This window comes from Neorhizobium sp. USDA 3394 (genome assembly GCF_056280385.1).
In genome coordinates this window covers 2,501-27,383 of record NZ_JBWCDU010000001.1, presented here as the reverse complement: position 1 = coordinate 27,383, position 24,883 = coordinate 2,501, and the positions used below count along the sequence as shown (strand labels likewise).

At 57.9% G+C, this 24,883-nt stretch carries 18 protein-coding genes, 1 tRNA gene and 2 rRNA genes; 9 read left to right on the top strand and 12 right to left on the bottom strand.

From position 1 onward, the window contains the following. Window positions 1–17: 17 nt before the first annotated feature. Window positions 18–1,160 (bottom strand): glycosyltransferase, encoded by a 1,143-nt coding sequence (locus ACZ9EJ_RS00120; protein WP_046641704.1) that lies wholly within the window; start codon window positions 1,158–1,160, stop codon window positions 18–20. 184 nt (window positions 1,161–1,344) lie between these two features. Here ACZ9EJ_RS00120 and ACZ9EJ_RS00115 point away from each other — a divergent pair, with 184 nt between their 5' ends. From ACZ9EJ_RS00115 to ACZ9EJ_RS00105, 3 genes are read left to right on the top strand one after another with little or no spacing between them, the layout of a single operon-like run. Next, entirely contained in the window at window positions 1,345–2,544 is a 1,200-nt protein-coding gene (locus ACZ9EJ_RS00115) for a GMC family oxidoreductase N-terminal domain-containing protein (RefSeq protein ID WP_476098500.1), read from the top strand. Further along, window positions 2,516–2,992, top strand: a complete 477-nt coding sequence (locus tag ACZ9EJ_RS00110; protein ID WP_476098497.1) for a GMC family oxidoreductase — start codon at window positions 2,516–2,518, stop codon at window positions 2,990–2,992. The genes ACZ9EJ_RS00115 and ACZ9EJ_RS00110 overlap by 29 nt, the downstream gene beginning before the upstream one ends. Further along, entirely contained in the window at window positions 2,976–3,989 is a 1,014-nt protein-coding gene (locus ACZ9EJ_RS00105; protein ID WP_046641706.1) for an NAD-dependent epimerase/dehydratase family protein, read from the top strand. The genes ACZ9EJ_RS00110 and ACZ9EJ_RS00105 overlap by 17 nt, the downstream gene beginning before the upstream one ends. A 43-nt stretch (window positions 3,990–4,032) precedes the next feature. On the opposite strand, the gene ACZ9EJ_RS00100 is transcribed toward ACZ9EJ_RS00105, so the two are convergent. From ACZ9EJ_RS00100 to ACZ9EJ_RS00090, 3 genes are all read right to left on the bottom strand, one after another. Beyond that, complete coding sequence (locus tag ACZ9EJ_RS00100) at window positions 4,033–4,326, bottom strand: hypothetical protein (RefSeq protein ID WP_046634982.1); 294 nt, start codon at window positions 4,324–4,326, stop codon at window positions 4,033–4,035. A 153-nt stretch (window positions 4,327–4,479) separates the two neighbouring features. Beyond that, window positions 4,480–5,814, bottom strand: a complete 1,335-nt coding sequence (locus tag ACZ9EJ_RS00095; protein ID WP_046641707.1) for a polysaccharide biosynthesis/export family protein — start codon at window positions 5,812–5,814, stop codon at window positions 4,480–4,482. Window positions 5,815–5,840: 26 nt separating this feature from the next. Next, the gene (locus ACZ9EJ_RS00090) at window positions 5,841–6,959 is read right to left on the bottom strand and encodes a glycosyltransferase (RefSeq protein WP_476098494.1); all 1,119 of its coding nucleotides are present in this window, start codon (window positions 6,957–6,959) and stop codon (window positions 5,841–5,843) included. A 286-nt stretch (window positions 6,960–7,245) separates the two neighbouring features. Between ACZ9EJ_RS00090 and ACZ9EJ_RS00085 the strand changes: the two genes are divergently transcribed. The 4 genes from ACZ9EJ_RS00085 to ACZ9EJ_RS00070 all read left to right on the top strand — a co-directional run bounded on the left by ACZ9EJ_RS00085 (window position 7,246) and on the right by ACZ9EJ_RS00070 (window position 13,047). Next, a complete protein-coding gene (locus ACZ9EJ_RS00085; RefSeq protein WP_080954237.1) occupies window positions 7,246–7,965 on the top strand; it encodes a sugar transferase in 720 nt (239 codons plus the stop codon). A gap of 296 nt (window positions 7,966–8,261) precedes the next feature. Continuing rightward, window positions 8,262–10,292, top strand: a complete 2,031-nt coding sequence (locus ACZ9EJ_RS00080; RefSeq protein ID WP_046641708.1) for a glycosyltransferase family 4 protein — start codon at window positions 8,262–8,264, stop codon at window positions 10,290–10,292. A gap of 104 nt (window positions 10,293–10,396) precedes the next feature. Then, the gene (locus ACZ9EJ_RS00075) at window positions 10,397–11,962 is read left to right on the top strand and encodes a Wzz/FepE/Etk N-terminal domain-containing protein (protein WP_476098492.1); all 1,566 of its coding nucleotides are present in this window, start codon (window positions 10,397–10,399) and stop codon (window positions 11,960–11,962) included. Further along, window positions 11,959–13,047 (top strand): glycosyltransferase family 2 protein, encoded by a 1,089-nt coding sequence (locus ACZ9EJ_RS00070; protein ID WP_080955814.1) that lies wholly within the window; start codon window positions 11,959–11,961, stop codon window positions 13,045–13,047. Before ACZ9EJ_RS00075 ends, ACZ9EJ_RS00070 begins: the two co-directional genes overlap by 4 nt. 5 nt (window positions 13,048–13,052) lie before the next feature. Here ACZ9EJ_RS00070 and ACZ9EJ_RS00065 read toward each other — a convergent pair whose 3' ends face one another. After that, the gene (locus ACZ9EJ_RS00065; RefSeq protein WP_046641710.1) at window positions 13,053–14,489 is read right to left on the bottom strand and encodes an oligosaccharide flippase family protein; all 1,437 of its coding nucleotides are present in this window, start codon (window positions 14,487–14,489) and stop codon (window positions 13,053–13,055) included. Window positions 14,490–14,573: 84 nt separating this feature from the next. After that, window positions 14,574–16,538 carry a hydrolase gene (locus ACZ9EJ_RS00060; protein WP_046641711.1) on the bottom strand — a complete coding sequence of 655 codons (1,965 nt, stop codon included), beginning with the start codon at window positions 16,536–16,538 and terminating at the stop codon, window positions 14,574–14,576. A gap of 304 nt (window positions 16,539–16,842) precedes the next feature. Here ACZ9EJ_RS00060 and ACZ9EJ_RS00055 point away from each other — a divergent pair, with 304 nt between their 5' ends. Further along, window positions 16,843–18,261, top strand: coding sequence for an NAD(P)-binding protein (locus ACZ9EJ_RS00055; RefSeq protein WP_080955815.1), 1,419 nt, complete (start codon window positions 16,843–16,845; stop codon window positions 18,259–18,261). 7 nt (window positions 18,262–18,268) lie between these two features. Further along, window positions 18,269–19,345, top strand: coding sequence for a glycosyltransferase family 4 protein (locus tag ACZ9EJ_RS00050; protein WP_046641712.1), 1,077 nt, complete (start codon window positions 18,269–18,271; stop codon window positions 19,343–19,345). 21 nt (window positions 19,346–19,366) lie between these two features. Here ACZ9EJ_RS00050 and ACZ9EJ_RS00045 read toward each other — a convergent pair whose 3' ends face one another. From ACZ9EJ_RS00045 to ACZ9EJ_RS00020, 6 genes are all read right to left on the bottom strand, one after another. Continuing rightward, window positions 19,367–19,963, bottom strand: coding sequence for a hypothetical protein (locus ACZ9EJ_RS00045; protein WP_244448057.1), 597 nt, complete (start codon window positions 19,961–19,963; stop codon window positions 19,367–19,369). A gap of 293 nt (window positions 19,964–20,256) precedes the next feature. Next, window positions 20,257–20,421 carry a hypothetical protein gene (locus tag ACZ9EJ_RS00040; RefSeq protein WP_251090975.1) on the bottom strand — a complete coding sequence of 55 codons (165 nt, stop codon included), beginning with the start codon at window positions 20,419–20,421 and terminating at the stop codon, window positions 20,257–20,259. 48 nt (window positions 20,422–20,469) lie between these two features. Beyond that, window positions 20,470–20,880, bottom strand: a complete 411-nt coding sequence (locus ACZ9EJ_RS00035; RefSeq protein WP_255758446.1) for a hypothetical protein — start codon at window positions 20,878–20,880, stop codon at window positions 20,470–20,472. 82 nt (window positions 20,881–20,962) lie between these two features. Then, window positions 20,963–21,039: transfer RNA gene (locus ACZ9EJ_RS00030), tRNA-Met, on the bottom strand. A gap of 259 nt (window positions 21,040–21,298) precedes the next feature. Then, a 5S ribosomal RNA gene (gene rrf, locus ACZ9EJ_RS00025) occupies window positions 21,299–21,413 on the bottom strand. A gap of 236 nt (window positions 21,414–21,649) precedes the next feature. Next, window positions 21,650–24,450: ribosomal RNA gene (locus ACZ9EJ_RS00020) — 23S ribosomal RNA — on the bottom strand. Window positions 24,451–24,883: the final 433 nt, after the last annotated feature.

Genomic DNA, 24,883 nt, shown 5'->3' with positions numbered 1-24,883 from the left:
GGCCAGCCCGCAAAGGCCTATGCCGCTGCCGCACTCCGCAGCGCGTTGGCATGCATCTCAAGCACCCGCTCGGGGCTGTAACAGTCAATGAATTCCTGGCGGAAGCCGGCATGGGCCTGCTCGGCACGCAGATTGTCGCAATAATAAACCATCGCGTTCACGAGTTCCTCTCGACGATCCACCGGCACGAGCAGGCCCAGCCTGCTGTCGACGAGGATATCGCTCGGGCCGAATTCGCAATCGGTCGCGATGACGGGCAGACCAAACCGCAACGCTTCGCAGATCGCCAGCGACCACCCTTCCCATCGGGACGTGGAGACGTAGACGTCACTTGCCGCCAGCGCGGGCTGGGGATTTTCGGGATGATGCTCCAGGCTCACAACGTCCGTGAGGCCCCGGCGGTCGATCTCTGCCCGCAACGCCGCCTCCCCGTCGCCATAACCGACGATTTTCAGCAGGACATTGCTGCGTTTTTTCCGCAGTTCGGAAAACGCGGCAAGGAGAATATCCTGGCCCTTCTGAAACGAGAAGCGACCGATATTGATGAACGTGACGTTATCGCCGACGCGTGTCTGGCCGGCATCGGAGAGGTCAAACTTGCGCACGGGGTTCGGCACCCAATAATGCGGGCGCTTGCTCTTGAACATCGCATTGAATGAGGTGAGCTGCCGCGGCGAGGTTCCGAAAACCGAGGCGATCTTCGGCAGGAAAAGCGTCTTCATCAACAGGAAGAGGATCTTGGCCTTGATATGGCTGCGCTCCAGCTTTGGATTGCCGTGAAGGTGGACGGCAAACCGGCGCCGGATGCCGATGCAGGAGGCCATGCAGATCACCGTCGGCTCGATCTGCGGCACGACGATCAGGTCGTAATCCTTGCCGGCGATGACCTCCCGGAAGTTGCGCATCAGTTCGATCCGGCTCGAAGCCACGCGGTCGATAATGGTGTAATTCCTGCCCTCCGTGGGGCGATTTTTGTGAACCGACGTGTAGAGGACGTCCACCTCGAAGTCGCTTCCATACCGATCCATCAGACCGGAGCAGATCGTGTCCACGACCCTCTCGATACCGGCGAAAGCGCTCGTCCCCGGTTGGACGTAGAGGATCTTCAAAGGTGTATGGGAACTAAGTCTTTCGGAGTAGGGCATGGTTGCTATTTGCATATACCTTAACCTCTTTGAATTTTCCGAAGATCCTGTATAGTAAGGAAAATCTCCCATAAAAATGTCGGAAACACCCCTGCTGAAATGTTAAGTCAAACCTGGCGGAAGACAAGAAATTCTTCACTGTCCAGAGCAATAACATTGATACAATGTCGATGAGATTGCAACAGCAAAGGTTTTCTGGATGTCCGGCATCGATTTAAACACGATTTCGGGGGAGACTGTACTTCCGCTTCCACCATGTGACATCTGCATTGTCGGGTCAGGACCGGCCGGCACGACGCTTGCGCAGGAATTGTCGAATACGAACCTGCGCGTCACTCTTCTGGAAAGCGGCGGCATGGCCCGCGATCCCCTGATGGACGCACTTGACGAGATCGACAATGTCGGCCGTCCGCGTGCCAGTGACCAGTGGTCCGTTCGCAATCGTATCGTTGGCGGCAGCTCCCACACCTGGGGTGGACGCTGCGGCCCATTCGACGCCATCGACTATGAAGAGCGGCCTTGGGTTCCGTATTCCGGCTGGCCGATCCACGGCGCCGATCTCGAACCTTATCTGGCGCGCACTGCCTCCCATCTCGGCCTGGCTTTCGGCAATGGCTACAATGATGAACGGTTCTGGGCGATTGCCAATCGCGAGCGGCCGGCGCTCGATCTCGACCCGGAAATCCTGATCCCCGTCTTCTGGCAATTCAGCCGGGACACGGAAGAAGCTTACCCTTACGAATATATGCGCTTCGGTCGTCATGTGGCCAAGCGGATCGGCGCCAATGTGACGCTCGTCACCGGGGCGACGGCGCAGAGCGTTCAGGTTTCGGATTCCGGAGAAGCCGTCCGTAGCGTGCGATTTGCGGCAGCCGACGGCAGTCAGCAGGTATTGACCGCATCCGCCGTGATCCTGTGCTGCGGCGGCGTCGAGAATGCACGCATACTGTTGAACTCCAAAGAGACGAAACCTCATGGAGTGGGAAACGACCATGACCAGGTGGGACGCTACCTCATGGACCATCTGAGGGGTCCGGTGGCGACCTTTTCGCTGCCGGGTTCCGATGCCCTTCAAAAGCGCTTTGGCCGATACAATGTCAGTCGCCATTTCTTTCGTGCCGGATTTCGGCTCAGTCCCGATATTCAACGGCGCGAGCAGCTGCTCAACTGTGCCGGCTGGCTCGGCGAGGTGTTGGCAAAGGATGATCCCTGGGATGCCTTGCGTCGCATGGCGGGGGCGAACCCCGAAACTGCCGCAGGACCTGTTCAATATCATCGCCAACAGCAATTTGCTCGTCAGGGGGTTGAGGGACTTTCTGGGTGCGAAGAATGGGGTTCCGCGCAAGCTGACCGAACTCGACCTGCAATGCATGTGCGAGCAGGTGCCCAATCCCGATAGCCGCGTGACCTTGTCGGAACGACGCGATCGGCTGGGCATGCGCTTGCCGCGAGTGGACTGGCGCAGCCATAGCGACGAGTCCCGCACCATGCACAGAATGGCGGAATTGGCTGTCCAGGAACTGCCGAAAGCCGGCCTGCCCGCGCCGAAGCTGGAGGAATGGGTCAAGGACGGCGCCGAAATCCCCTCGACGTTCATCGATGTCGCCCATCCGACCGGAACGACGCGCATGTCCACGGAACCCGGCCGTGGCGTCGTCGATGCCAACTGCGAAGTGCATGGCGTCAGCGGTCTCTTCGTGCAGGGCAGTTCGGTCTTCCCGACGGCCGGGCACTGCAATCCGACCCAGATGATCGTCGCGCTGGCTGTTCGCCTCGCCGACCACATCAAGATGAAGCACTCATATCGAGAACCAGTTCCGGTGACAGCCCATGCCCGATGCGCTTAAGGCAAAGCCGGTTCTGGTGACCGGCGCGACCGGCAGGATCGGCAGGGTCGTCGTCGCGGATCTGATCGAACGCGGTTATGCCGTACGCGCCACCACATCGAAACCATTGGCGGCGGATGGAAGCGAGGTCGGCGGTCTCCTGGAGTGGCGGCGGTTCGACTTCATGACGGACGACAATTGGGATGGGCTCGTCAAGGGCTGCTGCGCCGTCCTGCACCTTGCGGCCGAGCTCGGCAAGATGGAGCGCATGAAGCGGGTCAATGTGGAAGCAACTCGACAACTTGCGCAAGCCTGCGAGCGTGAGGGCATTGCCGCCTTCTGTTATGCCAGCACCGTTTCGGTTTACGGCAGTGGGCGAAAGCGGCTGATCGACGAGGCGTCGCCGGTGTTGACCGCCGACCGGGATATTCCTTCGCAATACTGGGCTCTCGACTATGTTCGAATGTATGGGCGAACCAAGCTGGCAGGCGAGCTCGCATTGCGCGCCGTTGCAAGACAGACCCGCTTTACGATCGTGCGGCCCGCCGTGGTCGTCGATATCAACCAGATCATAGGCATCCGCGACTGGAACCCGATCAAGCGGCTGCTGGCCGCCCATCGCCATGCACATCACATCTATGTTCGCGACGTCTCCGACGCGATGATCTGGTTTATCGCGCGTGGACTGGCTGGACATGGTGAGCCGGGTCAGGTCGAGGTCTATAACCTTGCGGAGGACGATTGCCCCGATCCACGGCACATCGATTTCCTGCGAAAGGCTTTCTCCATCAGCCGTGACCGACGCTATAGAAGCATGCCGATACCGGCGGTCGCCGATTGGCTTCACGATTTCCTGAGATTTAGAACCCTACCTTTGAGAAACCCTCTGTGGCGAATGCGCTTTTCCAACCAGCGCCTGAAGGAGGCCGGCTATCGCTTTCGTTACGGCATGGCAGATGCCCAACGCCTTGCGCTTTCCACCCTTGCAAAAACCGCCGGAAATAGAGAGGCCGAGTGACGAAGCATCGCGTGGCTGCGCTCACATGCGGGTCTTGAGCGTCTCATTCTCCCGAGTATTTCGATTTCACGCCCAGCGAGGATTGCTCTCGCTGGTTTACCCGCCTCCGAACATAGAGCAGATAGAAAATCCCATTCATGGCGACACACCCCGCCTCAAGCGCCACCGCCACCAGGAACGCCCAGGTCAACGCATCGGATATCGAGTAATCGAGAACAATTGCGGTTGTCGTCAAAACGATGACGACGGCCAGAACGACGAGCGTGAAGATCAAAATTGGCAACCGGGCTGCACAAAGCAAGCCGATGATGAATGCAATGACCAAATCCCAAGTCATCAGCGTCCTTTGGCCAGTCTCGTGGCCAGTTTCGTCTCCGGCATTTGAGAATTTTATTCTAACATGTGCTGATTGTCCCTAGCAAGCGGGAATCGACTAGCTTCCAGCTTCGAGCCGGATGGCGATTTTGTGCTGGTCGGCTCCGGCTGCGATCTAAAAATTCTTCGGCCGAATATCTCTTGCTCTTCTTTCCACCCGCACGACGTCGCCCGGACCCACTTCGTCATTGTCGCTGACGACCAGGGTCTGCATCGCTCCGTTGATTGTCCGATTGACCTTGATGACAAACGCTGGCTCGCCGTCGGCTTCCAGTGCGGCAAGGGCGGCGGGAGCGCGCAATTCGAGGTTTGCCAGAAGCGCACGCGCCGTTTTCGCCTTTTCGGAATTAACCGCGAGCCGATCCCGCAGGTCCACGGCCTCGGTAAGCGCGTCACCTCTGTATTTCTGGCGAAAATCGCCCATTTCCTGATCGAGTTTGGCGAGATCCTGCTGCGTCTTGAGAATTGCAAGCGAGACATCCAGGCTGCGGCTTTCGAGATCCGCGAGGCTTTGGTTTGCGCCCAGCTGCCGAGACGATACCGTCAGCCCCTGGGTCACCATCTTGTTGACGGCGGTCAGATCCTTTGCCGCCATTTCGGTCTGCCTGGCGAGCGAGCTTTCCTTGAGCCGCAGGGTTTCGAGCTGGTTCGTGGCCAGAATCTTGGCCTGACCAAGCCTGTCGAGTTCCGTGTTCATCAGGTGCAGCCGGGTCTCGAACAATGCCTGCTCATCCTGCATCACACGCGCCAGTGCCGGTCGGGCGGCTTGCGATGTCAGATCCTGCGGGAACGAGACCGTGGTCGCGCCGGCCAAAAGCGCCTCGACACGCGCTTGACGCGCCAGAAGGCCATAATGTTCGAACTCTAGTTGGCCGAGGTCCCCGTGACTGACCAGCGCATCGCGTTGGAGAGCGAGCATTTCAGGATCTCCCTGCCCGAGCCCGCCAGCCATGCTGATTGCCTGGATCACCGTCAGGCCAGGCACGTAGGCGTATTTCCCCGGGTTGGACACCAAGCCGGTCACGAAGAATGGCCGATAGGCCGAGATCTCCACGGAAGCATTGGGCCGCTTCTGCAAGCCGACCTGTTTCTGAAGCTGCTCCCCGATCAAGCCTGACACGTCATCCAGCGTCTTGCCGGCGACCGAAACTGTGCCGATGATCGGAAGCGACAACGTGCCTGCCGCGGACACGGAGAATTCACCGGTCAAAGGCACCCATTCGAACGCCACTCCGGCATTCGGCCGCCATTCGAAAACGCGAATTTTAAGAACGTCCTGCGGCCCGAGCGTATAATCGGCCGCACGCGCCGGAATGCCCGGAGAAAAAACCGCAAACCAGGCCATCAGCACCATGAGAAGCCTGGCCAGGTAACACAGTCGGAAGGCTGACCCGGCCGATCCCCTGACATGCATCGCAAACGGGCGCTGCAAAAAGCTCAGTTGCTGCATCAGGCCACTCCCACTCTCAAGTTGGCTTAGGCTATTCGCACGCCATTCCAGATCGGCCCCTGCCCGGTGAGATGATTGGCGTAGGACCTGAATTTGTCGATGAAAACCGACGTCCTGAAATCCTGCGCCCGCGCCACGGCATCGGCGGGGTTGAGATCCATTCTATCGAGACGCTCCACGGCGTCGATGACGGCCTCGATCGATTGGATTGGGAAGAATACACCGGTCTTGCCGGCGACGACGGTTTCCGTCGCTCCGCCCCGTCCATAGGCGATGACAGGGCGGCCGCTTGCCATCGCCTCAACGGGCACGATGCCGAAATCTTCCTCGCCCGGAAATACGAGTGCCCTGCAGCGTGCGTAGTGGTGCTGAAGGACGTCGAATGGCTGGGCACCCATGATCGTCACGGTCGGCCCGGCGATCTTGCGCAGGCGAGCCAGCATTTCGCCGCCGCCGATGACCACCAGCTTCGCCTTCATCCGGTTGAACGCTTCCACGGCGAGATCCGGGCGTTTGTAGCTCACCAGTTCCCCAGCCATCAGATAATAGTCCTCGAGGTCGCGGTTAGCGACCGGTCGAAAAGCCTGGGTATCGACGGGCGGATGGATGATGTGCGCATCCCTGCGGTAATAGCTCTTCACCCGCTGCGCCACCGTCGTGGAATTGGCGATGAATTCATCGACGCGGCTGGCCGCCGCGACATCCCAGGTCCGCAAATAATGCGCCAGCGGCGGCATCATCAGCCGCGTGAACATCCCGGAGGTTTCATAGTACTTATTGTACATGTTCCAAATGTATCGCATGGGCGAATGACAGTAACAAATATGGATGGCCGGGGAGGTAGGTATTACTCCTTTTGAGGGTCCCGACTCGCTACTAATGACGAGGTCATACCCGCTGAGGTCCAGTTGCTCCAAAGCCATGGGCATCAGCGGCAGATATTTTTTGTACATCCGCTTCGCGTAGGGCAAGGAATCGATGAAGGTCGTCTGGATGCGATGCTTCCGAATTTCCGCTGAAATCACAGCGGGATCATACACATGGGTATAGATATCGGCGCCCGGATAAATTCGGCACAGCGCCTCCAGGACCTTTTCGCCGCCCCGCATTCCGACCAGCCAGTAATGGACGATTGCCACCCGCATGAAGTTTCCCCAATGACCGAGCAATAGCCAAATTCTTCAACTATTGCGCCAATTTGGCTCACGCTATAGATCGAAAGAAGTAGATACGATTATCTACCCCGGAATGTGCAGTTTAATTCCCCCATATATCGGTAAATAGTGCCGATACTGTTCATGATTGCCTAAATAGTGCGCCGCAACAAAAGTATTGTCAAATGAAATACCAAGCGCTAACGTGGGTCTAGATGCCGCTATAAATTGTCTGCCCATACCCTTTCGTGTTTTATCTAGAGTACGGAGCCAGCAGATGAATGACATGAATGTCAGTGGTAATTTGAATGCGATGAACGGCACGCATCTTCAGGCACCCGAACAATTCGCCTTCCCGAGGATCGGAAACGAAGCGTCTCATCGCCTCTCGGTCTATCTGAAACGGGCACTCGACACGGTCATTTCTCTTATTGCCCTCATCGTTCTCATGCCGATGATCGTGATGCTGATCGCCCTGCTTTATGCCGTTCAGGGTCGCCCAATCTTCGTTGGGCACCGCCGGATTGGCAAGAATGGGGTGATGTTCCCGTGTCTCAAGTTCAGGACAATGGTCCCCAATGCCGATGAAGCCCTGCGTCGGCATCTCTCCGCCAATCCGTCGGACGGGGCGGAATGGGCCGCCACGCGCAAACTGAAGAACGACCCCAGGATTACGCCGCTCGGCGCCTTGCTGCGCAAGAGCAGCGCCGACGAGATACCCCAGCTCCTGAACGTCATCCTGGGACATATGAGCATCGTCGGCCCGCGCCCGATCGTGTCGAGCGAGGCGGAGTTCTATGGTCGCCACTTTGTGGATTACATCCGGGTTCGGCCGGGCCTGACTGGGCTTTGGCAGATCAGCGGCCGCAACGACATCAGCTACAACGCACGCGTCGAACTCGACATGCGCTATGTCCGAGAACAGAGCATCTGGGGGGATATCGTCATCATGGCCAAGACCGTCCCGGCGGTGTTGCGCGCGCACGGCAGCTATTGATTATTGAGCCCGCCCCCGCGGGGCGGGCGGTTGAAAAATGGCGGACGTTCCGCGCGGGATGGAGTGCAATACGGCAGACGCAATGCAATAGCATCGAGGGATCAGCACATCTTGCAAGCCAGTTTTGAGATCGCCAGCAGGAACTTTCAGCAAAAAGAGACCGCCATCTGCTTGTCGCCGCGGTCCTGTTTTCCGCAAACCGGAAAATTCGCAGATGAGCGGGGCTCCCTCGTCCACCGCCCCTGGTACCCGCACATTGCTCCCCCTTTCCGCGCGAATGATGATGGAGGGCAGTCGTGAGCTCAATCGAGCACTGCGCCATCAACGGACGGTTCCTGACACAAAGTGCGACCGGCGTTCAGCGCTATGCGATGAATGTCGTCAAGGCTCTCGACCGCACCTTCGGTGATGAAGAGCACTTGCCGATAATCGCGCCCGTCGGCACGCCGGACCCGGGTTTTGCCCGACTTCCGCTGGTCACCGCCGGCGATTTCGGCGGGCACGCGTGGGAGCAGACCGTGCTTGCCCGCACTTGCCGGGGGCCGCTGCTCAATCTTTGCAATTCGGCACCCGTGCTCAAGAAGGATCAGATCGTCTGCATCCATGACGCCAACATTTTCGCCGCCCCGGAAAGTTATGGCCGCGCCTTCCGTATGGCCTACTCCCGACTGCATCCGCTCCTGGTTCGACGTTCCGCTCGCATCGCCACCGTCTCTCACGCATCGGCCCGGCAACTCGCCCGCTATCTGCCTGTCCGACAGAAAGATATTGCCGTCCTGCCCAATGGCCACGAACACGCTCTCGAGTGGGATGCCCGGCTGGCGAAGGTCGCACCGCAAATGGTCAGCGCCATAGGCGCAAAAGGCCGACAATTCGTTCTGGCGCTTGCATCTCGTGCCCACCACAAGAACCTTGGGTTGCTGATGAAGGCGGCAGCGGCTCTTGACGACCTGGATATCGACATCATCGTCGCCGGCGGAAGTGCCGGTATTTTTGCCCCTGACCTTCTCGAAAAACGGCCCAACCTCCTTCTCGTGGGGCGGGTGTCTGACGACGATCTTGCCTATTTTCTGAAACATGCACTCTGTCTGGTGTTCCCCTCCATCACCGAGGGCTTTGGGCTACCTATTGTCGAAGCCATGGCCTTGGGTTGCCCCGTCGTGGCGTCCGATTGCGCCAGCATGCCTGAAGTATGCGGGGCGGCGGCGCTGATTGCCTCCCCCTTCCAGCCGGAGGAGTGGATCAGGCATATCGCAGCCCTGAAGGGGTCCGATCTGCTCAAAGGCGAGTTGCGCGGTCGGGGCTTGGAGCAGGTGCGCAACTTTTCTTGGACGAATACCGCAGCGGGTTATCGGGAACTGCTCCAGAACCCCGCGAAAGACCTAGTTCCGCATAAATCGCCAAGGTCGACGGAACTTAACCTGGCGGTTGTCATCGCCACCCGCGGTCGCCCGGCCGTCGTCAGCGCGACGGTGCGCCATCTTCTCGCAACCCAGACGGTTCGACCGGATATGGTGGTGGTGTCCTGCGTCGATGCGTCGGACGCCGGTGATCTGGTTTCCGATCCCGAAGTGACGATCATCACCGGAAAGGCGGGCCTTGCAGCCCAACGCAACAGAGCGCTCGACAACCTGCCCGCCGGAACGGACGTGGTCGTCTTTTTCGACGATGATTTCGTCGCCCACGCAAATTGGCTGACATCCACCGTCTGCGCGTTTCGCGATGAAAGCCGCCTCGTTGGGTTGACGGGGCACGTGATCGCCGACGGAATCAAAGGCCCCGGCATCCTCTTCGATGAGGCCCTTCGCCTTCTGGATCGTGCCCCATCCCCTGGTTCGAGGTGGCATGAACCCTACAGTCCCTATGGCTGCAACATGGCCTTCCGCATGTCCGCCATCGGCGACGCAAGGTTCGACGAACGGCTGGTCCTGTATGGCTGGCTGGAGGATCGTGATTTCGCGGCCGCGCTTGCCAAGCAGGGTGGACGCTTCGTCAAATCGGACGAGGCCTGCGGCATACATATGGGCGTCAAGAGCGGCCGCGTGAGCGGTGAGCGGCTGGGATATTCTCAGATCGTCAACCCGCTTTACATGATGCGCAAGGGCACCATGACGCTTGCGCAGGTTGCCGACCAGGTTCTGCGCAACATCGCCAGCAATTTCGGCCGGCTGTTATGGGCGGAACCGTTTATCGATCGACGCGGGAGGGTCAAAGGCAATATCATGGGCTTTGCGGATGTTCTGCGAGGACGCCTGGAGCCTGAGCGAGCCGCTCGGTTGCCGGTCTTCAGCGATCGTCCGCTGCGAGCCGGAGGGAAAGCCAAATGACTTTCAACAGACCTGGCCCTCTGGAGGAAGCTTCCCGCATGTGGCGCACGGATCGCGCACCGATCGGCGATGGCGGCGAAGGTCCTCTCGCGCTGCTGCGCCTGATGATCGCGCTTGCGTGGCGTAACAAGATACGGCTTGTCGCGTGCACGACGGCCGGGTTTCTGCTCGCCTTTCTTTACGCGAACTCTCTCCCCAAGGTGTACAATGCCACGGCAACGCTTCTGCTGGAGCCGCGGCAATTTGCGTCCGCCGGCCGCGACATCAGCGGGCAACAGAACCTGGACCTGAACAGCGCCGAAAGCGAATTGCAGATCATCCGTTCGGAGCGGCTTCTATCCGCCGTCTTCGACAGCCTTGTCCTTCAGGGCGACGCCGAACTCGGTCCCCGGCCACCGAAGGAATTCAGCGGGCTGGCGGTTCAGGTACAGGACACGGTATCGACGCTCGTGGACAACGGGTTGACGACGCTTGGCAAGACATCACGGCGGGCCGAGGATGCTCTGGATCCGACCGTAGATCCCCGCGAAAACGCACGACGCATTGCCTTCGCGAATTTCGTCAAACGGCTGAGCGCGCGGCGGGTGGGGCAATCTTACGTCGTCGAAATCGAATTCTGGTCATACAATCAGAACCTTCCTGCCCGTGTCGCAAATGCCATGGTGTCTGGATACATCCTCCAATCGCTTGCCTCGAAAGAACAGGTGGCGCGCGCTGGCACGGACACGCTGCAAGGACGACTGGACGCGCTGGCTGCCCAGGTCAACGCTGCCCGGGAGGCGATGAGGAACGGCACGTTACCCGTGCTGGCCACGCCGGATGCCGATGCGCGGATCATCGGCGCAGCGCTTCCACCACTCAATCCCTCCGGCCCCCGCAAGACGCTGATCGCCGCATTGGGCGGGCTGCTGGGGTTTCTGGTCGGGATGTCGACCATAGCTATCAACGTGGCCTTTGATCGCCGGGTGCGCGATACGAAGGAACTCTCGCAGGAAGCCGGCATTCCATGCCTGGCGACGGTCCCCGACACCGGAAAAACGGCAGGCATCGGGTGGCATTTCGATAGCCCGGCGCTTCAACGATATGCCAGTGTCATCCGCGACCTGAAAACCTCCGTCGATGTCGCCTGCGCATCGCAACGGCGGGAAAGAAACATCGTGATCGCGTTCATCGGGGCTACGGCCGCGACGGGCGTCTCGACCCTGTCTCTCAGCATGGCGCAGCTTCTGAGCCGAAGCGGCCACCATGTGACGTTCTTCTATTCGGGCCTGCCGTCCGTGGTCGAAGAAACATCCAGTTCCTCAACCTCTCTGGCCGACGTGGCGATCTCGGGTCTGAAGGCGGATCAACTGTCGTTCGGCAATCTCGATGGCATTGCCACTCTACCGATCCACTCGACGGACCCGCATATCGATATTTTTGCGGACTTCCGCCATCCCAGCGTATTGCGGATTCTGGAGACGGCTCGGCTGAAGGGGGATGTCATCTTCGATCTTCCCGCCCTTGAAACCTCCCTGGATGCGCTGGCGCTGGCATTTCATGCCGATGCCGTCCTGATCGTCGCAAAGAGCGGACGCACGACAATTGACGAGGTGAAGGATGTTCACAACCAGTTGCGGCGCGCCGGCGCGCCGGTGATCGGCACCGTAGTCAACAGGGTGAGGTCATGACCGCCGGCCCATTGGCTTCCCCGCGAACGCCGCCGCAGGTGCAGGATTCCTCCGGATCTGAACAATTCACCGATGATCAGGAGGGCCGAATCTGCAAGCTTGCGATCATCATCACCTGCTTCAACTATTCCCAATTCATCAGGCGCGCGGTTGAAAGCGTCCTCTCGCAAAATTGCAGGCAGTGCCAGATCCTCGTGATCGACGACGGCTCCACCGATGGCTCGTGGGAGGTGATCCGCGAACTGGGGGTGCGCGCGTTTCGACTTGCAAACGGCGGTCAACGCAGGGCCTGTCTTTTTGGACTTGAGCAGACACAGGCACCCTTCGTCCTATTTCTGGATGCCGATGATGAGCTTCTTCCCGAGGCATTGGAGGTGATCCTCGCCAACCTGGACGACGGTGTTGCGAAACTTCAGTTTCCGTTGAAGCGGATCGATGGCGACGGCAATGTCATCAGCGGCCCGATACCCGAACTCCAGGCGTTCAGAGGGCGTGAACTGGCCGGGCGGGTCTTGCGTACCGGTGCCTACGCGACACCTCCGACCTCGGGCAACGTTTTCAGACGCGACGTGTGCGAGCTCCTGAAGGACGCAGACTATGACAGGGCTGTCGATGGCATCATCCTGTTCGCCGCACCATTTATCGGCGACGTGGTGAGTCTGCCGCAGCCGCTCGGTCTTTACCGGGTCCATGACCGCAACGATTCCGGCTTCGGTGACGAATTGAATACACAGGCTTTGCATCGGGATCTTCAGAGATTCGTCGCCAGGACGGAGCATCTACGCCGGATCCTGCCAGGCTATGGCTATCGGTCCGCTCTCGTATCCGCCGAGCATGCCTACTTCTATCGTGAGCGGCGCTTTTATCTTGCGGTAGCGGAGGACGAACGGATTTCCTTCGCCAGCCTGGCTGGGCTTGTGGGGCGGTTGTGGCGGGACAAAAATCCGCTGCGGATGAAGGTTTCCATGACACTATTTTTCACGGCCATCAGTCTGCTTCCCAGAGATCGCGCCCGAAAGGCGCTTGCCTATCGTCTGGGTGCGGGGACCCGCTCGACGCGCGGGCTCATTCGGGCGCTGACCTGAGCGGACTACCGATCGACCAGATCAGGTCTTCCAGCTGTAAGGGAAATCCGCATGCCCAGTCCGAACAATGTGACGAGGTAGGTGGCTGCGCCCGCGCTCGCGACCGCGATAAGCTGTATCACGACGGGCAGACCGGACGCCGGCATTGCCGTTCGCAACCAGATGACGGCAATTGCCATGACGGCCGCGGAAGTCAGAACTTTCCAGAGGTTCCGGAACTGCTGCCATGGTCCCGGCCCGAACAGCCGCCGTGCCTCGACAACGTAGAAGACAGCCATGACGGAAGCGACCAGGATTCGGCCGATGCTCGCTCCATGGGCTGCCAGAAGATAGAAGCCCACAGAGATCAGGACGACCCGGAAGCACAGGTCGATCACATTGAGCCGGAAAATGACGGAGGGATGATCGAGAGCGAGGCTCGCGGAATAGAGCGTCTGGAAATACGGTATCGGAATGACTGAAAGGGCGAGCAGGCTGAGATAGGGAGCAGCATCGCTCCATTGCGCTCCGAGCAGGATAGCGGTCACGAGATCTGCCGTCAGGGAGAGGCCGACGCAAACAGGAAGCGAAATCAGCATCGCGAAACGACTTGCCTTGAGGAAAGCCGTCCTCATTCGGTCCGCATTCGAACTGATCTGCGAAAACGCTGCCATGACCGGCTGCAGCGCCGGGCCGATTATGCTCTGGGTCGGGATGACGGCGATGTCGCTTGCGACGGCGTAGCGGCCGAGCATGGCGCTGGTTCCGGCAGAGCCAATCAGGAAACGATCGAACTGCCAATTCAAGGCGGACACCAATTGCGCCGAACTAAACCAGCCGATAAAGCCCGCAAAATCGGAGAGCCGGTTCAGCGAGAACGCAGGTCTGTAAGGGGCCACGATATAAGAAGCGACGGTGGCGACGAATGCGGTGATCACGAAATTGACGACGATCGCCCAATAGCCGCCTCCTGCAACGACGGTGGCGACAGCGGCCACAAAAGCGCAGAGCTTGCTGATCGTTTCGATCGCGAATGTCGGGCGAAATTCGAGCGCGCGTGCAAAATGCACCATGGCGGGACTCATGAACCCCTTCGCGATAGGGCCGAGCGCCATGGCGGCGATCACCGGAACGAGCAGGGGATTTCCATTCACCAGCGAATACGGCCAGGTCGCGACAAGAAAGATCGCGGCGATCGCCGAACTTCTCAACACACCGAGTGTGAAGCCGGTATCAAGGTGGCTCTTATCGAGTACCTTCAGTCGCACCAGTGCCTGGGTGACCGGAACCTCCAGAACCGTATCGATGACCACGACCAGCGCCATTGCGAGCGCCGCCAGTCCAAATTCCGCGGGGGACAACAGGCGAGCCAGAATGAGTAGGTTGAAAAAGTCGATAAACCGTCCGACAAAGCGGGAAAAGACGAGCCAACTGGCTCCTTTGAGAGCTGCGAACGCAAGCATTCTTCACCATGCCTCTGTCTCTCTACCCGGCTCCAACAAGAAAGCCTGCTTCGTTTCCGTCGTCGGTATTGTCCTTGATGCTCTTCAACGGTTCAGTTTGGCCGAGAAGCCCCGAAGGACATGCGCCATTCCAACGGCGCGGAGCAAGGCCGGCTTCAAACGCGGAAACTCCTGCGCAATCGCTCCCTCGCGCCACAGCTGAGATTTCACCGCCACCAACTTGCGCGCCATCCCGGCTCGTGTCGCCGGTGTAACTGTCGCGATGAATTCACCTCGCCCGAAATCAACCGATCGGGGAGCGACGCCCAAGGCGACCATATCCGCCTTCGACGGATTTATAATCGCTTGTTTAAGTCTCAGCCAGGCCCGATCCGCATCACCCAGGACCTGCGCGCCGCTGGAGAGACCATCGATGTAGCGCAGCGCGCCGGTGAGAAGCGGATTGCCAGCGGCTGGATCGAGCCTGCCGAAGCGAATCTCTCCCGAATTGCCGAGCACCGTGCCGTCATGTCCCATGCTGAGCGTTTTGACGGAAGGTATGGCCGGCTCAAAAAGACTCTCGATGATATGCCAGTACCGCAGGACCACCGTCCTCGTCTTGAAGGGGTCGTAGAAGCGATCCTCCACCACGAGACCCGCCACATTGGGAAAATGGTCTTCGCTAAGCCCCTTGTAATTGCATCGCGCAAACTGCACCGTTTCGAAACGATGCTCCGGTAGCCCGGCGGACAGAAGTCTTTGGGTGCTGCCGTAGAGCCCGGTGTCGCAGAGGAGAATACGTTTGGCATCACCTGCGATTTGCCCGATATGGATTTTGAAGTAGTCATTCTGACTGTCGATGTCTTGCGCCACAACGCTGCCGGCAGTCGTATCGAGCATGTCGAAAAAGCGGCTCGCATCAAAAATCTGCTGCCACTCGTCAGGTAGATGATAAGAACCGTTGCCGAGCGCATTTGCAACGGCGGCGAAACTTGCGCATTCGAATTCGCGCGCCAGTTCATCGAGGGCAACCGGGCTTCTGGCCGCCACCGCCGAGCGGGCAGCAATCAGGCGCGAAATCAGGATATTCTCGCGTTTTAACGAAAGAGGCAGGTCGAGCACGGATTGGAGACGTTCGAAAGCTTCCCGTATGCCAAGTCCCCCGCGCGCGCAAAACAGCATCGTCGCATCACGGTCCGAACTCACCTGCTGCCCATATAGCCACAGCATGAGACAGAATTCTGCGACGATCGGGCCGAATACATGTTCACCGAAGTGAACCTGATCGCCGATCGGCGGTATGACCCCGCGGGAGGCCGATCCACTTCTGATTTGCCGCAGCCCTTCTGCCAGGGCTCCGTTGCCTTTTGAAACGAGCCGCTTGAGGCGGTTCTTCGGCATATGGATGGTCTGTATCCCCATGCTCCTTGGTACGAGGCAATCGGCAAGGAGGTCATCGCCGAGGTGCAGCGTGCGCGAAGCGTCCACCCTTTCCGCCTCCAGAACCAGAGAAAACAGATCGCCCTGTCGCTTGCTGGCCTTCAGGTCCGCGCTTGAATAGATCTTGTCCAGGAGGCCGGGGCCGTGAAAATGGTCGATGAGTTCGCCGACTTTTTCACCGGACAGCCCCGTATCGGTGATCGCCACGACCCTCACACCGGCTTGACGATGGCGCCTCAACAGCATGGCAAAGTCGCCATTCGCAAAAAGCGCCCGCTTTTCGATTTCAATCTCGATAGCGATCCGCTTCTCCACTACGGAGCGCGACAACCCGAGAATAGCGAGTTGGCGGCAGATGACATCGGAAAGGCACACCTCGCCCCGGTCGCCTCCCATGTTGAGGGCACGATATGCCATCTTTTCGGCAAGCAGTCTGGCCCGGATCAGTTCGTCGGGGCACATGGGCGAACCCTGGCCTTGCAGAAAGCGGGCGAACATCTTTTCGCCCGCAATGATGCGCGACCGCTGGGACAGGCCATTGCGCAACAACAGGGTATCGAACACGTCCGTCGCAATCAGCTCTATGGAATGAAGGGGTCGATTGAGATCATCGAGGCTCCAGCGCGGCATCCAGCATTCCCCTCGCAAGTTACCGGAACCAGCGCGCCTTGACGGGCCAGCGCCAATCCAAAATCCCTGACAGAAGTTTCCCCGAACGCATCCGCAGAAGAGGGGGTGCATCCGTGCCGATGGCGGAGTGTAACAGACATAGACAAATGCCTTCAAGTTAAATTACTATATACCAATTAGTATATCTGCCAAAAATATAACCATTCCGGTATTTATTTGAGCAATAACGAGATACGCCAACTATATATTTAATTTCCGCCACCAGGGTAACTCAGAAGTACTAGATCAAACGATGGAGACCCGCATGCATGAAACGAAGTTCCCTACCCCGCAAAAGGCAGCGGATCTTGAGTATGATGCGATTGTTTTGGGAGCGGGAGTTAGCGGCCTCGTTTCGGCTGCCGTGCTGGCCAACCAAGGATGTCAGCAAATCCTGATCGTCGATGAATACGGCCACATCGGCGGGAACCACATGGACTGGTCGACGAATGGATATACATTCGACATAGGAAGCCTGATTTTCCAGGACGATTCCCCCCTGTTGACGCATTTTCCCGAACTCCTCCCTCTCTATGTGCCGATTGAGCCTCGCTGGGGGCGGTTGAACCCCCAGAAAATGGTCACAGATTATCCGATTTCGTTGCGGGACGATATTTTGCGCGCCGGCGCCAAAGGGATGATGCGCATCTTCGGGTCGGTGTTCTATGCACGCCTGTTCCAGCGCGAAATGCGCAACGCAAGAGACTTTTCACGCTACTGGATCGGCGCCGAGCTTCTCCGGAGGTCCGGCCTGGAATCCTATATGCGGAGGTTTTACGGGATTGCGCTTGATCAGATCGATATCGATCTGGCGAAAAAAAGGATGCTGTGGATCAGCGAACATGCCTCGCTGGGCAACCTCGCTCGCCGCCTTTTTCGTACGGGACGCCAGAGCCCGACCAACAAGCAGCTTGCCCGCCCCAAATCCGGATTTGCACCTCTTTACCGGCTCGCTCAAGAAAACCTGGAGAAACGAGGCGTGCAATTCGCGCTGGGCGTCAAACCAGTCGCAATCGATCGGTTGGAGAACGGTTTCCAATTGAGGCTGGAGGACCGGGTGATTACCGCAGGTCGGCTGTTTTCGACGATTCCGATCGAGCGGATGCAGACCCTGTGCGCCATCGAGCGACCGCACGTCCTCAATACCACCACCCTAATCAGCCTCTATTTCAGCTTCAGCGGAGAGCGTGGCTTTCAGCAGCCGATCGTCTACAATTTCTCGCATGATGGCGCATGGAAGCGCTTGACGGTCTATTCCGACTTCTACGGCCAGGCTCATGGGCGGGAATATTTCGCCGTCGAAGTCGTTGCCGACCGACCGGACAGCCCGGTCGAGGTGGCCGAATTGGATTTTCGCGCGCATGTTTCGGCGAACGGGCTGTTTCGAGGGGATCTGAAGCTCGAGGGCGCCCAGGTCCTGACCAATGCCTATCCAGTCTACAGCCGGGACGCCGCCCGCCAGGCGGAAGAGGCCATCGCTGCGCTGCGTGCGTTTGGAATACAGTCCTACGGACGCCATGGCGGGTTCAACTACCAGCCGACAGCACGTGTCTCCACCCTCGATGCGGAAGCCGCTCTCGGGTTCGAAAGGAAGGTCCCTCAACCAACGGGAGCGATCGAAGCTTCTCCTCAGATGGAGCCGGCACCCTCGCCGCTTCTGATACCCTCTCCCACAACCCCGTGAGCCCCCTATGCGGATCATGCATGTTCTGAACCACACCAGGCGATTGAACGGCAATGTGCATGCGGCTGTCGACCTCGCCTGCGCCCAGGTAAAGCTCGGCCACACTGTCTGCATGGCAAGCGGTGGAGGCGATTTCGACGGATTGCTCGCCCGCAACAGGGTAGAAACGGTTTTCGTCGATCAGCAGAGAAAGCCTCTGACCGTGCTCAAGTCGCTTTGGGCGCTGCGACGCCTCATCCGCGACTGGAAGCCGGATATCGTGCATGCGCATATGATGACGAGCGCGGTTCTCTCGGTCCCCGCCTGTCGTTTATCGTCGACGCCGCTTATTACGACCGTTCACAATGCATTTGAAAAAAGCGCCGTGCTGATGGGGCTTGGCACATGCGTGATTGCCGTTAGCCAAGCCGTCGGAAAATCGATGCAGGAGCGCGGCATAGCGGCATCGAAACTACACGTCGTCCTCAACGGCACAATCGGATCGGCTCGGTTCGAAGGGCGCGACAGGACGCCGGCGTCCCTTCGCAGTCCAAGCATACTTTTCGTGGGAGGACTGCATCCCAGAAAAGGATTGCCTGATCTCCTGGAAGCCTTCCGCCTGGCACACGAGGAATATCCCGACAGCCATCTTTATATCGCCGGCGGGGGCCCCTTCGAAGCCGCCTACCGACAATTGGCCAGCGAAACGGGCTGCGCAAGCGCCATCACATTTGTCGGCGCCATCGACGAACCCTTTCCCTACATGTTAGGCGCCGACATTTTTGTGCTTCCTTCCCATGCCGATCCTGCTCCACTCGTCCTGTCGGAAGCGCGGGAGGCGGCCTGTGCGGTGATCGGCACGGACGTGGATGGCATCCCGCAGCTGCTCGGTTTCGGCGAGGCCGGGATACTTGTTCCACCGCGCGATCCACAAGCCTTGGCAGCCGTTCTCTGCGACCTGCTGGCGGATCCCGAGCGGCTTGATATGTGGAAGGGACGGAGTCAGCTGCAGATCAACAATCTGACGATCGAACGCGTCGCCCGCGAGACGCTCAGCGTCTACAGGTCCGCCCTGTCGCCTGGCGCCGAGGTCGTCCCGGCCTAGTCGGCGACGGGAAATATCGGACTAACCCCGGCCGAGCTGCCGCTTCAGGTAACTGTCGGCGTGCGGATCGGCATAATGGAACAACGCCGTCGCCCGCACAGCGCCTTCGTCGACAGGCTCATTCGTGTGAATGCTGCGATAGCCCCAGAAGAGATAGAGATTGCCCGGAACCAACGACACATGCTGCATGCCCTTTCCGCCGGATGCGCGATTGCGCAGGATGCGCTGGGTGAGCGCATTGTCGAGGATCGCTTTGTCGGCGAGATTGAAGAGGTAATTCGATCGGATTCCGCGGGTATTGGGGATAATCAGGAAGTCGCCGCGCCTGCCGAATTTCGGGATTTCAATTGGTAGAAGCGCCGTGATCGCGTAGGAATCATAGTGAAAGATCAAGGAGTGTTCCGTCACGCTTTTGCCCGTAAGGCATCGAAGAATCTGATAGAATTTAACGTCAGGCGCAGGTCGGCCCAGACCGATGGAATAGAGGCGGGAAAAGAGAGCCTTGAATTCCGGGGAATTGCCGAGGTCGTCGAGGCCTGATCCCGCCAGCCCATCGCTTTTCAGCGAAATCGTCTGGCGGCCCTCGCGCGTGATCGCGGAGGCGACAAAATTTTGCATCCGGCTGAGATCTTCGGCTGCCAGAAAGTTGGGAGAGCAAAAAATGCCGTCTTTGTCGATCTGCCGAGCGATGTCCCGAACGTCCCCATCCGATAGTGCAGACAGCCAGTGTTTGGCATTGCTGAGACAAGACATGGCAGGCTCCGTGTCAGCGTGGTTCTGTTCCTGGACGCATCAGGAAACACGAGGGTCAGGCGATCTCCACAGGATCAACCGGAAAACCGAGCCGACCTGGCGCGGCGGCCGAAGCTGCCCTGCTGTCGATGCCGTCCGGTAACAACGGCGGTCGAGGCTCAATCGACCCTTCCGATGCGCAGCCGCCGCCTGGGCAAAGCCGGCAGCACGTGATCGTCCTGGTGTCCTTCCAACGACAGCGGAGAGGCCTTCCGCTCCGGATCAAGCACCCGCCATTCTCTTTCAAGCCGCAACCTGATGGATATCCAGATGTCGTTCGTCATAACCCACCCTTCGATCAGGATAAAAATCGGTCATTCCAAGGAATCAAACTAGGATGATTTCCGCCTGTGCTCGGACCATGCCGCATAGAAGATACCTGCCAAATAGCCGGCCTGCATCAAGAGAAAGCAAACCGAAGTATAAAGCAAAGAATTCAGGAAATTTCCTTGGTAATTATATGTAATTACAACAAAGACAATCGCGGCAATGGTCATCTGCACCACCGCTGCCGACGCCAGCAATTTCATTGATTTTCTCAAGAGCAAGCTCATGCGCGCCACTCGCTTCGCCGGTCTTCCCAATGCACCAACACGCCATTCAGGCCATTGACGGTTCAAGGCTTCAACGCTTCCGCCCTTCGATGGAAAAGACGAGAATGCGCCTCCGCTTCGGAATTCGAAGCGAACAGCAAATCGCACCGGGAAGGAAGAAACTCTTTGTGATGATGCAACTACGCCCAATGACGTAAATCCACGCCTTGGCCGGAAACGCAAGCGGCCCCGTTGCGGGGCTTTGTTTGGATCGTCGGGATTATTTTGTTTTTGGTTGCGGGGGCAGGATTTGAACCTGCGGCCTTCAGGTTATGAGCCTGACGAGCTACCGGGCTGCTCCACCCCGCGTTATAAGCTTTTTGCCGAAGGCAAAATAGCGAAGCGCAAAACCGTTTTGGTTTTGTCGCGTTGGCGTAACCGGTTGAGCGGTTACGCCTTGTTCCGGAGCAAATTGCCGAAGGCGATTTGTCTCCTGTAAGGGACGCAGAACGATTGCACCCCGAAGTTTTCATATTCTGCAAAGCAAAAGGGCCGCTTTGTGGGCGGCCCTTGGGTCGGCCAGGGGCCGCAGATTTCGTGGATCGAGAAGATATGTTGCGTTTTGCAGACCTGGCAGCGACCTACTCTCCCGCGTCTTGAGACGGAGTACCATTGGCGCAGGGGCGTTTCACGGCCGTGTTCGGAATGGGAACGGGTGCGGCCGCCCCGCAATAACCACCAGGTCAGCGAAGCGCAACATTTTTGAGAAGCTGGTTGAGGTAAACCTCATTTTTTAGTCTTTGAACACGTCTTTAAACCTTTCCAGACCCGATGGCGCTTTGGGCACCCATACAGGCCAGAGGCCGTCGCGCCATGTGGCGCGGGCCGTCCGCAGGCAGCAAACCAAAGGTTTGCGTACGCCGTCAGGACAAAGGTCTTAGGCACATCGAACTTCGTTCGATGAGCATAATCAATGAGAACGATCAAGCCAATCGGGCGATTAGTACCGGTAAGCTTCATGCATTGCTGCACGTCCACACCCGGCCTATCAACGTGGTCGTCTTCCACGGCCCTGATAGGGAATACTCGTTTTCAGGTTGGTTTCCCGCTTAGATGCCTTCAGCGGTTATCCATTCCATATATAGCTACCCTGCTATGCCCTTGGCAGGACAACAGGTCCACCAGAGATATGTCCATCCCGGTCCTCTCGTACTAGGGACAGATCCTGTCAATATTCCTACACCCACGGCAGATAGGGACCGAACTGTCTCACGACGTTCTGAACCCAGCTCACGTACCGCTTTAATTGGCGAACAGCCAAACCCTTGGGACCTGCTCCAGCCCCAGGATGCGATGAGCCGACATCGAGGTGCCAAACAACCCCGTCGATATGGACTCTTGGGGGTCATCAGCCTGTTATCCCCGGCGTACCTTTTATCCGTTGAGCGATGGCCCTTCCACGCGGGACCACCGGATCACTATGACCGACTTTCGTCTCTGCTCGACTTGTCAGTCTCGCAGTCAGGCGGGCTTATGCCATTGCACTCGACGACCGATTTCCGACCGGTCTGAGCCCACCATCGCGCGCCTCCGTTACTCTTTCGGAGGCGACCGCCCCAGTCAAACTACCCACCATACACTGTCCCGGATCCGGATAACGGACCGCGGTTAGACATCCATGACGATAAGGGTGGTATTTCAAGGATGGCTCCACGAAGACTGGCGTCCCCGCTTCAAAGCCTACCACCTATCCTACACATGCCGACACGAATGCCAGTGTAAAGCTATAGTAAAGGTGCACGGGGTCTTTCCGTCTGACCGCAGGAACCCCGCATCTTCACGGGGAATTCAATTTCACTGAGTCTATGTTGGAGACAGCGGGGAAGTCGTTACGCCATTCGTGCAGGTCGGAACTTACCCGACAAGGAATTTCGCTACCTTAGGACCGTTATAGTTACGGCCGCCGTTTACTGGGGCTTCGATTCAAAGCTTGCACCTCTCCTCTTAACCTTCCAGCACCGGGCAGGCGTCAGACCCTATACGTCGTCTTTAGACTTCGCAGAGCCCTGTGTTTTTGATAAACAGTCGCTACCCCCTGGTCTGTGCCACCCCATTATGGTTGCCCAAAATGGGGTCACGCTTCTTCCGAAGTTACGCGTGCAATTTGCCGAGTTCCTTCAACATAGTTCTCTCAAGCGCCTTGGTATACTCTACCTGACCACCTGTGTCGGTTTCGGGTACGGTCTATACGGTGGAGCTATTTCCTGGAACCGCCCCACTGCCCAACCAATCCAATAAGGTTGAACAATTTTTGCGATCCGTCACTACCACCAGGCCCACGAATATTAACGTGGTTCCCATCACCTACGCATTTCTGCCTCGGCTTAGGGGCCGGCTAACCCTGCTCAGATTAACTTTAAGCAGGAACCCTTGGTCTTTCGGCGAGAGGGTCTCTCACCCTCTTTATCGTTACTCATGTCAACATTCGCACTTCCGATACCTCCAGAGGCCCTCACGGGTCCTCCTTCACAGGCTTACGGAACGCTCCGCTACCACACGTGACAAGTCACGTATCCTCAGCTTCGGTGCATGGCTTTAGCCCCGTTACATTTTCGGCGCAAAGACCCTTAATTAGACCAGTGAGCTGTTACGCTTTCTTTAAATGATGGCTGCTTCTAAGCCAACATCCTGGTTGTTTTGGGATCCTCACATCCTTTCCCACTTAGCCATGACTTGGGGACCTTAGCTGGAGGTCAGGGTTGTTTCCCTTTTCACGACGGACGTTAGCACCCGCCGTGTGTCTGCCGATTAGTACTCCCGGGTATTCGGAGTTTGGTTAGGATCAGTAAGACGGTGAGTCCCCATAGCCCATCCAGTGCTCTACCCCCCGGGGTATTCGATCGACGCACTACCTAAATAGTTTTCGCGGAGAACCAGCTATTTCCGAGTTTGATTGGCCTTTCACCCCTAGCCACAAGTCATCCCAATCTATTGCAACAGATGCGGGTTCGGTCCTCCAGTTGGTGTTACCCAACCTTCAACCTGCTCATGGCTAGATCACTCGGTTTCGGGTCTAATGCAACTAACTGAACGCCCTGTTCAGACTCGCTTTCGCTGCGCCTACACCTACCGGCTTAAGCTTGCTAGTTACACTAAGTCGTTGACCCATTATACAAAAGGTACGCCGTCAGGCTTGCGCCCTCCGACTGTTTGTAGGCATCCGGTTTCAGGTTCTATTTCACTCCCCTTGTCGGGGTGCTTTTCACCTTTCCCTCACGGTACTTGTTCGCTATCGGTCATGCACGAGTACTTAGGCTTGGAGAGTGGTCTCCCCATGTTCAGACAGGATTTCACGTGTCCCGCCCTACTCTAGGACAATCAGTGTTCTACGCCTACGGGGCTATCACCCGCTGCGGCCGCCTTTTCCAAAGCGTTCGGCTTTATTCCTGATTGCCACTGGCCTGGTCCGCGTTCGCTCGCCACTACTTGCGGAGTCTCGGTTGATGTCCTTTCCTGCAGGTACTTAGATGTTTCAGTTCCCTGCGTTCGCTTCTTACCCCTATTTTATTCGAAGGTAAGATACCTTTTAACAATACCTAGAAACCTAAACCGTCCCGAAAGACGGCTTAAACTTTCTAGGTATCTAAGGTGGGTTGCCCCATTCGGAGATCCATGGATCAAAGCTCATTCGCAGCTCCCCACGGCTTATCGCAGCGTATCACGTCCTTCTTCGCCTGTGCATGCCAAGGCATCCACCAAATGCCCTTACGACACTTAATCGTTCTCATTGCCAATGCTCATCAATATAGCCACCCATCAGGTTTCCCCAATGCGTGGCGGACCGGTTACCTTTTACAACCAGCCCTTCTCATGATGCCATCGACGTGTTCGACAGATCTGCTTTATTGGAACTACGCCGAGCAGTTCGCTTGCAGTCTGTCTTTAAGACCAGCTTCTCGAGATGTGATCCAGGACCGCGCGGTCAGGCAACGGCCATCAGTAAGTCATCAGAGCCATTCCTCAGGACAAGTCCCTCAAAATGACAACAACAACCGACCAGAGTGACAGGCTTCCTTCCTACCTCCGATCCCTCCACCAGATCCGACCGGCTAGGTCATCCTTGGTTTCATTGGAACCGGGCTCGGACGTCCTGAACCTTGCGGTTCAAAACACCTGGAAGCCTCCAGATCAATCTTCTCTTCACGATTTTTGC